We start from the raw sequence: 11,844 nt of genomic DNA on the forward strand, positions 1-11,844 counted from the left end.
AATTTTTTGGCTTGCAATCGAATACGGTCAAAAATAGTTATATAATTTGAGGCTTGCTGATAAGCACTAACGGAAACGTTAGAGAAATCAGAAAATGCGGGAATAGCTCAGTTGGTAGAGCGCAACCTTGCCAAGGTTGAGGTCGAGAGTTCGAGACTCTTTTCCCGCTCCAATTTCCACAAAAAGGGAAGCAATTGCTTCCCTTTTTTGTCAGAGGAATGAGAGTTCCTGGCGCGGTAGCAAAGCGGTTATGCCCCGGATTGCAAATCCGGTTAGTCCGGTTCGACTCCGGACCGCGCCTCCAGATATGGTCTGCAGCAGTGTAGCGATCAAAGCCTCTGGGCCGAGACGTTCGCAGGGATTGTGTCGATGGATGGTAGTTGGATGGAAATTTTTTGGCTTGCAATCGAATACGGTCAAAAATAGTTATATAATTTGAGGCTTGCTGATAAGCACTAACGGAAACGTTAGAGAAATCAGAAAATGCGGGAATAGCTCAGTTGGTAGAGCGCAACCTTGCCAAGGTTGAGGTCGAGAGTTCGAGACTCTTTTCCCGCTCCATATTTGAAAAGGGAAGCTTAGGCTTCCCTTTTTTCTTGGCGGTTCGGAGCGTGCTGTTGTCAAACAGCGGTCCCGACCAGAGATGCGACAGGGCATTGCGCGCACGCGCTGCCCGGGTTACGCTGCAACGCAGGTATGCGCTCAGCAGCCGGCGCCCCGATGGTGAAATTGGTAGACACTGCGGACTTAAAATCCGCCGCTTTCCTGAAAAGGGGCGTGCCGGTTCGACCCCGGCTCGGGGCACCACGAAGAGCCTGTTCAATGTTTTTTTGGAGTCGCACAAGTGCCTTGCCGGGATGAGATGCAAGGCGCGGTGTGCAGTGGATAGCCCGGCTATCCACAAGCGCCGCAACGCAGCAGACCGCCCGGTAAGGCACTTGCCCGAAGGGTTGGAGTGAAATCGGGCGATTGGAAGCCCCGGCTGCTTGCATGGGCACTAGCCCATGCGGCGCATCCGAAGCATCCACTCATCCCGATTGCACTCCAATGCGAATTCCAAAAGAACATTGAACAGGCTCTAGGATTCAATCATGTCAAGTTACAACGCTCCCTTCGAAATCCACGTCCACGGACAGGTTCTCTTGCGTGCTGATGTCAGTTTTGACCAGCTCCAGGAGGCGCTCAAACCCCTGTGGAAGTACGCTGGAGCCCGTTCGCTGGCCGATGGCGCGGCCAGTGCTTATGAGGAAGAACCTGGCATCAAGTACGACGCGCAGGAGCATTTGCTGCAGATGTGCTGGACGGTACGGGGTGACGAGGATTTCCGCCAGTCGCTCGACGAGATGTGCATGAGCCTCAATGAGCTGGCGGAGCAAGGCGCGGCCATCGAGGTCACCTTCTACGACACCGACTTTGATGAAGACGAAGATGAGCAGGGCGCCGAGTCGCGCGATGACTTCGTGATGCTTTTCGTCGGCCCCACGCCCGCTGCCATCATGCAGGTGCAGCGTGATCTGCTGGTGCAAGACGTGGTGAACATGATGGAGCGCCACTTTGATGGCGCCGAGTTAGGGGGCGTGGTCGCAGAGATCGACAAGCTGTTCAGCCAGCGTTTTGATGCCCTGGTGAACTCCCTGGAGATCGGCAAGCCCCCGCGTGGCCCCGGAGGCCCAGGTGGTGGGCACGGCGGTGGTGGTGGCCGTCGTCCGCGCCACTTGCACTGACCTGCGTGGGCGTGCTGCGCTGAGTGGTGGTGCGCGCCATTCCGTGCATCGCCCTCAGATATCTCCCAGGCATTGGGTCAATTCTCCAAACGCTTCGATGCCTCTGTGTGGTTGCGCCACTCCATACCCTGCGCGTCGCTACCTTGTTGCCCATGAGCACTGATCTTCCGTACCTGCGTTCTTACCCCGCTTCGTTGCAGGACCAGGCGCGCGATCTGCTGGCACAGGGAAAGCTCGGGGCGGTTCTGCAGCGCAAGTATCCGCAGGCGCACGCCGTGCGCAGCGACAGGGCGCTCTACGACTATGCGCAGGAGCTCAAGGCACGCTACCTGCGCAATGCGGGCACGGTCAACAAGGTGCTGTTCGACAACAAGATCCACGTGGTGCGCCACGCGCTGGGCTTGCACACGGCGGTGTCGCGTGTGCAGGGCAACCGGCTGGCGGCCAAGCATGAGATTCGCATTGCCGCGATGTTCAAGCAGGCGCCCGAAGAGTTCCTGCGCATGATCGTTGTCCACGAGCTGGCCCACCTGCGCGAGAAGGACCACGACAAAGCCTTCTACCAGCTCTGCACCCACATGGAGCCGCAGTACCACCAGTACGAGTTCGACCTGCGCCTGTACCTCACCCATGTGGAGCAGGCAGGTACCCGGCTCTGGGGCAGCGACGCGTCCTGAAGACTCAGAGCCGTCACACCCAGTTGCTTCATAAATGATAGCGACTGGTACATATGGATCATGCACCAGAAGCAGATAGAGGCTGAATCAGGGAACTGAAACGCTCCGGCACTGGCTGGGGGGCAGGTCCAGCCACCGCTGGGCTGCTGCCTCCAGCATGGACACCGGCCCCGTGGTGAGCAATTGCACCGATGGGTTGCTTTGGAGGGGCGGCGGTTGATTGCATGGTTTGGATGGCTCGGGCACAGCGAGCAGACCTGCGGTCTCCAGCAGCCGCCGCGTCTGGCGCGCCACGGGCTCTCCAGTCTCAATGAACTGGACGTCAGGCCCCACCAGTGCGCGCAACTCGTGGGCCACAAAGATGTAGTGGGTGCAGCCCAGCACCAGGGTGTCCATCTGCCCAGGGCCTGTACCAAAACTGCCCATCGCCTGAAGATAACGTTCGCACAGTGCGCCAGTCTCCGTGGCACCGACAGGACTGCCGGGGGCGGCAGGTGGCAGGGCCACGCTGCGCTCGATGGCGTGCGCCAGACCATCGCAGGGCTGCACTACAAAGTGGGCTTGATCGGCCAGTGAGGCCATGAGCTTGCCGAACTTGGCGCTGGTCAATGTGCCCCGCGTGCCGATGACACCCACATGCCCTGTTTTTGTCACTGCAAGAGCGGGCTTGACGGCCGGCTCCAGCCCCACGAGGGGCAACTCCGGGTGGCTGCTTCGCACCTCATGAATGGCAGCCGCAGTGGCCGTGTTACACGCCACCACCAGGGCCTTGATGTGGTGCTGCTCGCACAGGTACTGGGTGATGGCATGGGTGCGGGCGGCCACATAGGCGTCGCCACGCTCGCCGTAGGGGGCGTGGCCGCTGTCGGCCAGGTACACGAAGCGCTCGTGGGGCATGGCGGCCAACAGGGCGCGCAGCACGCTCAGCCCCCCGACGCCGCTGTCAAATACACCGATAGGAGAAGAGGCCGACTGCATCAGGGAGCCCATGGTTGGACAAAAGGCTGGATTGTAGGAAAACCGCAGCTCCAGGCTGTGTGCGCTGCGTTCTGTTGCGGAGTGTGTAAAAACTCTGGCTGTGCGATCAAGCCCGGGGCTGGGCGATGACCGGCGGCGCCATGGAGCACGGGGGGCGGATCGACTAGCGTGCGGATGCTTTGGCCTTGCCGTTGCCACTGGGCGTTGCTTCTGCGACCTTCGGGTGCGACAGCAGGTAGTAGCGTTTGACCACGGCCTTTTGACCCTCTTGGCCCCCGGCGACCAGCTCGCTGCCGATGCTCACCAGCACGCCGGTGGCCTGGTTGAGTTGTGCGGCAAACGCGCACAGATACCAGGCAGCCTCTTCGCTCGCCAATTGCGCGGTATCGGTCTGCAGGATGTCGATGCCGTGCTCGCGCCCATACAGGCGTGTGAGCGCGCTGCCCGTGGCGAACGATTTGCGCTTCGGGTCTTTCAGGTCGGGCACGCGTTCAACGGCCTCCCATGCCCAGCGCCGGCTTTCGGGCCACCACGTGCCCAGCAGCTCCGCATCGAACACCGTGCGCTTGCCGCCACGGAGCACGGTGAAGGTCTTGTTGAAAAAGTCCAGCGTGCGCAGTTGGCTGCCTGCCAGGTGCTGGCTGTTCAGCAGCTGTTGGCGTTCGATGTGGGATGCGAGGCTGGCGTCCAGCAGCGCGGCGTCGCGGGCGGGCAGTGCACCGCCAAAGGCGGTCTGTGCGTCGCGCTGCGGAACCATGGGCGGGTTGGCGCTGGCGGACAGGGGCAGGGCGCCGATCAGCGTGGCCAGCAGCAGGGAGTAGAGGGGCTGTCGAAGGGTCTGCGCGAACCCGTGGTTCAAAAGCATGGTGGGGGCGGCAAACGCCGAAGAAGAGGAGTCGGGTCGAGCCCGTATTTTTGCCGAAGCGGATGCAGGGATGTGCGTCGGGGTGGCCACAAAAAAACCGCCCGAAGGCGGTTCCTTGTCATTGCACCTTGTGGTGTGGCGGCCACCTCGCGGGCCCAGCCACACCCACGCGCATCAGGCTGCGGCGACGCCGATGCCCTTGAACTCGCCCGAGGCGATGCGCTTYTGCCACTCGGCCGGGCCSGTGATGTGSGCGCTGGTGCCRCCGGCRTCSACSGCCACSGTCACGGGCATGTCSACCACGTCGAATTCRTAGATGGCTTCCATGCCCAGGTCYTCRAAGCCCACSACCTTGGCGGTCTTGATSGCCTTGSWSACCAGGTAGGCGGCGCCGCCCACGGCCATCAGGTAGGCGCTCTGGTGCTTCTTGATGGCCTCGATGGCGACCGGGCCGCGCTCGGCCTTGCCCACCATGGCGATCAGGCCGGTCTGGGCCAGCATCATCTCGGTGAAGCCGTCCATGCGCGTGGCGGTGGTGGGGCCTGCAGGGCCCACGGCTTCGCCCTTGACGGGGTCCACAGGGCCCACGTAGTAGATGACGCGGTTGGTGAAGTCCACAGGCAGCTTCTCGCCCTTGGCCAGCATGTCCTGGATGCGCTTGTGCGCAGCATCGCGGCCGGTCAGCATCTTGCCGTTGAGCAGCAGCGTGTCGCCGGGCTTCCAGCTGGCCACTTCTTCCTTGGTCAGGGTGTCGAGGTTGACCTTCTTGCTCTTGTTGTAGTCGGGCGCCCAGTTCACGTTGGGCCACAGGTCCAGGCTGGGGGGCGTGAGGTACACGGGGCCCGAGCCGTCCATSACGAAGTGCGCRTGGCGYGTGGCSGCGCAGTTGGGGATCATCGCMAYSGGCTTRCTGGCCGCGTGYGTGGGGTACATCTTGATCTTGAYGTCCAGCACSGTGGYCAGGCCRCCCAGGCCTTGCGCGCCAATGCCCAGCGCGTTGACCTTTTCAAACAGCTCCAGGCGCAGCTCTTCAACCTTGTCGAGCGCGGGGCCGCCGGTCTTGGCGGCTTCGGCCTTGGCCTGCAGYTCGTRCATGTCSAGGTCGTCCATCAGGCTTTCCTTGGCCATSAGCRCGGCCTTYTCGGCCGTACCGCCAATGCCGATGCCCAGCATGCCGGGCGGGCACCAGCCGGCGCCCATGGTGGGCACGGTCTTGAGCACCCAGTCSACCACGYTGTCGCCGGGGTTSAGCATSWMSAKCTTGSWCTTGTTCTCSSWGCCGCCGCCCTTGGCYGCSACSGTSAYSTCSACGGTGTTGCCSGGMACGATCTCGGTGAAGATCACSGCRGGSGTGTTGTCCTTGGTGTTCTTGCGGKCGAACTGCGGATCRGCCACGACCGAGGCGCGCAGCGTGTTGTCGGGGTGGTTGTAGCCRCGGCGCACGCCTTCGTTGAYGGCGTCGTCCAGSSWGCCCGTGAAGCCKYCCCAGCGCACGTCCATGCCCACYTTSAGGAACACGTTGACGATGCCGGTGTCCTGGCAGATSGGGCGSTGGCCSGTGGCGCTCATCTTGCTGTTGGTCAGGATCTGGGCGATCGCRTCCTTGGCCGCCGGACTCTKCTCGCGCTCGTAGGCGCGGGCCAGGTGGGCGATGTAGTCGGYGGGGTGGTAGTAGCTGATGTACTGCAGTGCGCCGGCAATGGATTCGATCAGGTCTTCTTGGCGAATGGTCGTCGTGGTCATGGCGGTGGGGGTTTTAGGGAAAACGCGAACCCCGAATTATCTCCCGGCGGGCTTGCGCGGGCCTGTCAGGGGCGATGGGGGGTGGTAGCGCGCCATGGCCTTCGGTGGGTATGCTGCGGGCTGGTGTTTCATTCATTCCCATCCGCTCACCGAGCGCGCAAGGCCCCACCGTGAAGACCTCTACCCCCGACGCGACCGCATACCGTACCGAAAAAGACACCTTCGGCCCCATCGATGTGCCTGCCCAGCGCCTGTGGGGGGCGCAGACACAGCGCTCGCTGCACCACTTCGCCATCTCGGGCGAGCGCATGGCGCCGGAGCTGATCCGGGCGCTGGCCCAGGTCAAGCGGGCCAGCGCCTATGTGAACAACGCGTTGGGCCTGCTCGATGCGGCCAAGACCACGGCCATCGTGGCGGCAGCAGACGAGGTGATCGAAGGTGGTCACCTGCAGGAGTTTCCGCTGGTGGTGTGGCAGACCGGATCGGGCACGCAGACCAACATGAACATGAACGAGGTGCTGGCCAACCGGGCGAGCGAGCTGCTGGGTGGCCCGCGCGGCGAAGCGCGCCTGGTGCATCCCAACGACGAGGTGAACAAGAGCCAGTCGAGCAACGACGTGTTCCCCACCGCCATGCACCTCGCGGCGGTGGACGCGCTGATGCACCGCCTGCTGCCCGCGCTGCACGGCCTGCGCACCACGCTGGCGGCCAAGGCGAAGGCGTTCGACAGCATTGTGAAGATCGGCCGCACSCACCTGCAGGACGCCACKCCCCTCACGCTCGGCCAGGAGATCTCGGGSTGSGTGGCGCARCTGSMGCATGGCGAGCAGCATGTGCGCGCCGCGCTGCCCCACCTGGGCGAGCTGGCCTTGGGTGGCACGGCGGTGGGCACGGGGCTCAATGCGCCCGCCGGTTATGCGCAGGCAGTGGCCAAGGAGCTGGCCGACCTGACCGGCCTGCCGTTGGTCACCGCCCCCAACAAGTTCGAGGCCCTGGCCAGTTGTGATGCGCTGGTGCATGCCCATGGCGCGCTCAAGACCCTGGCGGCCAGCCTGATGAAGATTGCCAACGACGTGCGCTGGCTGGCCAGCGGCCCGCGCAGTGGGCTGGGCGAGATCACCATCCCCGAGAACGAGCCGGGCTCGTCCATCATGCCGGGCAAGGTCAACCCYACGCAGTGCGAGGCGCTGACCATGCTGTGCGCGCAGGTGCTGGGCAACGACGTGGCCATCAACATCGGCGGGGCCTCGGGCAACTTCGAGCTGAACGTGTTCCGCCCGATGGTGATCCACAACTTCCTGCAGAGCGTGCGCTTGCTGGCCGATGGCATGGCTAGCTTCAACGAGCACTGCGCCGTGGGCATCGAGCCCAACCAGGCGCGCATCAACGACCTGGTGGAGCAGTCGCTGATGCTGGTGACGGCACTCAACCCCCACATCGGCTACGACAAGGCCGCCTTCATTGCCAAGAAGGCGCACAAGGAGGGCAGCAGCCTGCGCGCCGCCGCCGTGGCCTCGGGGCATTTGACGGGCGAGCAGTTTGACCAGTGGGTGGTGCCTGCGCAGATGGTGGGGCGCTGAGTCTGCAGGGCTGTTTGGGGGGTTACCGTGGCGTTTTTGAGTCAAATGCGCCGGTAGCGCTAGTACTACATGCCTGGGTAGCTATTAAATTGATAGTTGTCGGCCCCGGGGGTGTCGCTGGCAGCCTGCCCGTCAGGCCGCTGGCGGGCCCTCGTGGTTCGGGTCCAGCGCAAAGCCTACGCCATACACCGAGCGGATCCAGTCGCTGCCGTCCGTGCTGGCGGCTTTGAGCTTCYTGCGCAGGTTCTTGATGTGSCYGTCGAYKGCGCGCTCGTTCACGTCCAGCGTGTCATCATAGGCCTGGTCGAGCAGCTGGGCGCGCGAGAAGATGCGGCCCCGCTGGCGCGCCAGCACCTGCAGCAGCTTGAACTCGCGCCGCGTGAGGCCCAGCGGCGTGCCATGCAGCATGGCCTGCCAGTGCGACTCGTCCAGCATCAAGGCGGCAAGTGGTGTGCTGGCGGAGGAAACCTCCTGCGCTGCGGCGGTGCGGCGCAGCACGGCCTTGACACGGGCCACCACCTCGCGCGGCGAAAACGGCTTGCAGATGTAGTCGTCGGCGCCCAGCTCCAGCCCGATGAGGCGGTCCACCTCTTCCACCCTGGCGGTGAGCATGATGATGGGGTGCTGCGTGTGGCGCCGCGCCTGGCGCAATATCTCCAGCCCGTCGATGCCGGGCAGCATGATGTCCAGCAGCGTGAGGTCGGGCGGCGTGGTGAGCATGCTCGCCAGCGCGGCGCGGCCCTCGGCCTGGTGCTCCACCGCATAGCCCGCGTGGCGCAGGTAATCCACCACGATGGCGGCGATGTCGGGTTCGTCTTCGACGACAAGGATGCGTGGGCTCATGGTGCCGGGTTGTCCAGAAGGGGCAAGTTCAGTGTGATGCGCAGCCCGCCCAGGGGCGATGCCTCGGCCGTCAGCGTGCCGCCGTGGGCAAGCACGATGGCGCGGCAGATCGCCAGGCCCAGGCCTGATCCGCCGTGGTCGCGGTTGCGCGAGGTTTCTGCGCGGTACAGGCGCTCAAAGATACGGGGCAGCTCGTGCGCGGGCACGCCGGGCGCACTGTCGTCCAGCTGCACCTGCAGCTGGGGGTCTCCATCGGCCGGTGGCAGCAGGCGCGCCGCAATGCGCAGCAGGCCGCCCGCGTCGGTGTAGCGCAGGCTGTTTTCCAGCAGGTTCAAAAACACCTGGTGCAGCTGCTGCGCGTCGCCGCGCACCAGGGGGGCCGGCTGGGCGGCGCCTGGTGCGGCCAGGGCATCCAGGCCGCCGGTGTCCACATCGATGCCCGCCTGCGCCAGGCGGGGGCGCATGGAGGTCAGCGCTTCGTTCAGCAGCGACAGCGGGTGCACGGGCACCTGGGCCGAGGGTGCGCTGGTGCCCACCGCATCCAGGCTGGCGCGCAGGTCGCCCACCAGCTGGATCAGGCGCATCACCTGTCGGTGCAGGCGCAGCGCGGTCTTGTCGTCAAAGGGGCGGATGCCATCCTGCACAGCCTCGATCTCGGCGCGCATGGCGGCCAGGGGCGTGCGCAGCTCGTGGGCCACGTCGCCCAGCCATTGGCGGCGGCTGGCTTCGATGCTGCCCAGCTGTTCGGCCATGGTGTTGAAGGTTCGGGCCAGCTGGGCCAGTTCGTCATTGCCGTGCACGGGCACGCGGGTGTGCAGGTGACCCTGCGCAATGCCGCGTGCGCCGGTGGCCAGGGCCTCGACCGGCGCCAGCCAGCGCCGTGCCAGCCAGCCCGACAGGACCAGCGCCAGCGCCAGGCCGACCAGGCCCGTCCACGCCACAAAGCCCAGGTGCTGGGCCAGAAAGGCCTGGTCGGCCTCGCTGCGCACGCCCTGCGGGGGCGCCAGCACCAGGTGCCCGATGGTCTGGCCGCCGGCGCCACGCAACGCCAGGCGTGCGCCCCCCGGCTGGGGCGGTGTGCCTGCGACCAGCTGATCTTGTGCATCGAGCAGGCCCAGGCGGGGGTAGATGTCATCCGGGTGGCGCTGGGGTGGCGCTGGGCCCCGGTCCAGGGGCCGCAGGTCGCCGGGTGGGGGTGGGGGCGGGCTGTTGCCAAGGTCAGCGCCACGGCCACTGTCACTGGCATTGGAAGGAGGGGGGGCGGCCGTGCCAGGAGGCTCCGACGGGAGGCCGGGCGGCGAGCCGCTGGGGGGGCGGGCGCCACCCGGCCCGCGTGGACCGCCGCCCGGGTGGGTCAGCCGTCCCCACAGGGACGACTGCCCGCGCAGGCTGTCCCAGCCGCCTGCCTGGGTGTGGTGGGCCTGCAGGCGCTCGGCCAGCCAGTCCATGCGGGCCAGCTCGATCTCGGCCACATACGGCCCGAGGCCCCGCTGCAGGCCCAGGCGCGAGAACCCCACAAAGATCAGCAACAGCGCCAGCAGCAGGGCGGCCAGGGCGATGAAGGCTTTGCGGTGCAGCGTCAGATGGGGCACGGGGACGAGGGAGCGCAGGGGCGGCATGGTGGGTCAGCGGGCGGGGGGCGGGCCACCTGCGCCGGGGCCACCGGGCCCGCCAGCGGGCATGGCCACCAGGGTGCCGTCCATTGTGCGGCAAGTGCCTGCGAGGCTCTTGCCGTCGGGCATGGTCAGTGTGACGGAGGCGCCTTCGGTCTTGCCCTTGCAGGCGGCGTAGGCCTCGGGTGGCGGGGCGGGCGGCGTGCCGCGGGATGGCTGGGCGTGGCTGGGGAACGCTGCGGCGATGGATGCCAGGGCCAGTGCGGCCAAAAGGGTGTGGATCTTGAACATCGGGCGTCTTTCTGGTGATCGAAACAACAGGGTGAATGGAAGCAACGAGGGGCTCAGACCGCGATCGAGATCGTGATGCTGGCGGAGTAGCCGCCGCCGGTGTTGGCCTGCATGGTGGTCATCTCCAGCGTGGTGCCATCGCTGAAGACGTTGTCCGTGGCAAACGACATGGAGGCCAGGTTGCGCACGCTGGCGCTGTAGCCCGAATTGCTGCTGTAGATGCTGCTGAGCAGTGCGGTGGGGAAGGCTAGTTGCGTGGTCTTGATCTTGTTCGCGGCCTTGGTGGCCGATGCCAGCGTGGGGTAGATCTCCAGGTGCATGTGCGGCATGCGGCCCGCATAGCAGCCCGGAACGATGGTGGTGAAGGTCACGGTGCCGTTGGCGTCCGTGGCCTGCACGCCGCGCAGGTAGTTGTCGGCGATGTTGTTGGAGGTGTAGACCGAGTAGTTGCCGTCTTGCGTGCAGTGCCACAGGTAGATGGCGTAGCCCGACAGCGCCGCGCAGCTGGCACTGGTGTTCGTCAGCGTGATGGTGATGGACAGCGGCACGCCGCTGACCTGGGTGGACGATCCCACCGAACTGCGGATGTCCGAGCGCACGATGCCGCTGAGCGCGAGCACGTTGTAGGTGTTGTTGCTGGCCGTGGAGCCGTCGGCAGGGTAGGGCCCTGCGGTCTCCTCGGGGACGACGGAGCAGGTGGTGGTTGTGCCGGTGCCTGTTCCGGTGCCAGTGCCCGATCCGGTACCGCTGCCGGTGCCAGACCCGGAGTCCGTGCTGCTGCCAGAGTCGGTGCTGGTGCTGTCACTGCCGCCGCCGCAGCCCCACAGGGAGGCGACGCCCAGCGAGCCGAGCGCGCTCAATGCCAGGCGGCGGCTGGTGGCGGTGTGTGTGGACGGGGAGGCTGCCGCAGCGGGTGCTTGCGCCGCGGCTGCGGTCGGGGAGAGAGAGGACAGAGGGGGCATGGATTTCTCCTTCGGGTGGGTCTGCACCGCACTGTGCCTACCGATTGAGGAGAAATCTGGGAGCGCCCAGGGCGCTGAATACCGAAGGGTGCTTACTTCAAATTTGATAGCTGCCAGCGCATACGCAACCGGCGCTACCGGCACTTTTGACTGATATGCTGGTCCCGGGGGCTCCCCCGGCGTTGCCGGGGAGCGTGGGGACCGTCGCCGTGCTCAGTGGCGGTCCGACGAGTGCGACATCAGCCGGTCGGTCAGCGCAATGGCCAGGGCGCTGAGCAGGAACACCACATGGATGATGGTTTGCCACATCAGCACCTTGAGGTCGTAGTTGGCGGCGTTGATGAAGGTCTTGAGCAGGTGGATGGAGCTGATGCCTATGATGGCGGTGGCCAGCTTGACCTTGAGCACCGAGGCGTTCACATGGCTCAGCCACTCGGGCTGGTCGGGGTGGTCTTCGAGGTGCAGGCGCGAGACAAAGGTCTCGTAGCCGCCGACGATCACCATGATCAGCAGGTTGGAGATCATGACCACGTCGATCAGCGCCAGCACCACCAGCATGATGATGGTC

11 protein-coding genes and 4 tRNA genes are annotated in these 11,844 nt (G+C 65.3%); 7 read left to right on the forward strand and 8 right to left on the reverse strand.

The genetic code is table 11. The features are described 5' to 3' along the window. Nucleotides 1-96 precede the first annotated feature (96 nt). From AC04MI_RS19400 to AC04MI_RS19425, 6 genes are all read left to right on the forward strand, one after another. Nucleotides 97-172, forward strand: a tRNA-Gly gene (locus tag AC04MI_RS19400). Between the two features lie 58 nt (nt 173-230). Then, nucleotides 231-304: transfer RNA gene (locus tag AC04MI_RS19405), tRNA-Cys, on the forward strand. Nucleotides 305-485: 181 nt separating this feature from the next. Then, nucleotides 486-561: transfer RNA gene (locus AC04MI_RS19410), tRNA-Gly, on the forward strand. Nucleotides 562-714: 153 nt separating this feature from the next. After that, nucleotides 715-807 (forward strand) — tRNA-Leu (locus tag AC04MI_RS19415). Between the two features lie 284 nt (nt 808-1,091). Then, on the forward strand, nt 1,092-1,724 hold the full coding sequence (locus AC04MI_RS19420; RefSeq protein ID WP_436079088.1) for a DUF6806 family protein: 633 nt from the start codon (nt 1,092-1,094) through the stop codon (nt 1,722-1,724). 152 nt (nt 1,725-1,876) lie between these two features. Beyond that, nucleotides 1,877-2,401, forward strand: coding sequence for a M48 metallopeptidase family protein (locus AC04MI_RS19425; protein WP_056064476.1), 525 nt, complete (start codon nt 1,877-1,879; stop codon nt 2,399-2,401). A gap of 87 nt (nt 2,402-2,488) precedes the next feature. Here the strand turns inward: AC04MI_RS19425 and murI are convergent, their stop codons facing one another. From murI to AC04MI_RS19440, 3 genes are all read right to left on the reverse strand, one after another. Then, nucleotides 2,489-3,379 carry a glutamate racemase gene (murI, locus tag AC04MI_RS19430; RefSeq protein ID WP_056065143.1) on the reverse strand — a complete coding sequence of 297 codons (891 nt, stop codon included), beginning with the start codon at nt 3,377-3,379 and terminating at the stop codon, nt 2,489-2,491. 163 nt (nt 3,380-3,542) lie between these two features. Continuing rightward, complete coding sequence (locus tag AC04MI_RS19435) at nt 3,543-4,244, reverse strand: DUF6882 domain-containing protein (protein ID WP_056064473.1); 702 nt, start codon at nt 4,242-4,244, stop codon at nt 3,543-3,545. Between the two features lie 174 nt (nt 4,245-4,418). Then, nucleotides 4,419-5,987 carry a fumarate hydratase gene (locus AC04MI_RS19440; protein ID WP_476498459.1) on the reverse strand — a complete coding sequence of 523 codons (1,569 nt, stop codon included), beginning with the start codon at nt 5,985-5,987 and terminating at the stop codon, nt 4,419-4,421. A gap of 170 nt (nt 5,988-6,157) precedes the next feature. Here AC04MI_RS19440 and fumC point away from each other — a divergent pair, with 170 nt between their 5' ends. After that, complete coding sequence (gene fumC / locus AC04MI_RS19445) at nt 6,158-7,567, forward strand: class II fumarate hydratase (protein ID WP_476498460.1); 1,410 nt, start codon at nt 6,158-6,160, stop codon at nt 7,565-7,567. Between the two features lie 132 nt (nt 7,568-7,699). On the opposite strand, the gene AC04MI_RS19450 is transcribed toward fumC, so the two are convergent. From AC04MI_RS19450 to AC04MI_RS19470, 5 genes are all read right to left on the reverse strand, one after another. After that, the gene (locus AC04MI_RS19450) at nt 7,700-8,410 is read right to left on the reverse strand and encodes a response regulator (RefSeq protein WP_476498461.1); all 711 of its coding nucleotides are present in this window, start codon (nt 8,408-8,410) and stop codon (nt 7,700-7,702) included. Next, on the reverse strand, nt 8,407-10,029 hold the full coding sequence (locus AC04MI_RS19455; protein ID WP_436079086.1) for an ATP-binding protein: 1,623 nt from the start codon (nt 10,027-10,029) through the stop codon (nt 8,407-8,409). Before AC04MI_RS19455 ends, AC04MI_RS19450 begins: the two co-directional genes overlap by 4 nt. Before the next feature lie 6 nt (nt 10,030-10,035). Further along, the gene (locus AC04MI_RS19460; protein ID WP_099730670.1) at nt 10,036-10,314 is read right to left on the reverse strand and encodes a hypothetical protein; all 279 of its coding nucleotides are present in this window, start codon (nt 10,312-10,314) and stop codon (nt 10,036-10,038) included. Nucleotides 10,315-10,367: 53 nt separating this feature from the next. After that, the gene (locus tag AC04MI_RS19465) at nt 10,368-11,276 is read right to left on the reverse strand and encodes a dioxygenase family protein (RefSeq protein WP_395453825.1); all 909 of its coding nucleotides are present in this window, start codon (nt 11,274-11,276) and stop codon (nt 10,368-10,370) included. Between the two features lie 213 nt (nt 11,277-11,489). After that, nucleotides 11,490-11,844 (reverse strand): TIGR00645 family protein (locus tag AC04MI_RS19470; RefSeq protein WP_476498462.1); only part of this gene is annotated, 355 nt, incomplete at its 5' end.

It is taken from the genome of Acidovorax sp. LjRoot204 (genome assembly GCF_056175785.1).

Bases quoted from the DNA above. Each gene is read 5' to 3' on its own strand.
- AC04MI_RS19435 (WP_056064473.1), bottom strand. From the start codon at position 4,244: ATGCTTTTGAACCACGGGTTCGCGCAGACCCTTCGACAGCCCCTCTAC.
- AC04MI_RS19455 (WP_436079086.1), bottom strand. From the start codon at position 10,029: ATGCCGCCCCTGCGCTCCCTCGTCCCCGTGCCCCATCTGACGCTGCAC.
- AC04MI_RS19425 (WP_056064476.1), top strand. From the start codon at position 1,877: ATGAGCACTGATCTTCCGTACCTGCGTTCTTACCCCGCTTCGTTGCAG.
- AC04MI_RS19465 (WP_395453825.1), bottom strand. From the start codon at position 11,276: ATGCCCCCTCTGTCCTCTCTCTCCCCGACCGCAGCCGCGGCGCAAGCA.
- AC04MI_RS19460 (WP_099730670.1), bottom strand. From the start codon at position 10,314: ATGTTCAAGATCCACACCCTTTTGGCCGCACTGGCCCTGGCATCCATC.
- murI (WP_056065143.1), bottom strand. From the start codon at position 3,379: ATGCAGTCGGCCTCTTCTCCTATCGGTGTATTTGACAGCGGCGTCGGG.
- AC04MI_RS19420 (WP_436079088.1), top strand. From the start codon at position 1,092: ATGTCAAGTTACAACGCTCCCTTCGAAATCCACGTCCACGGACAGGTT.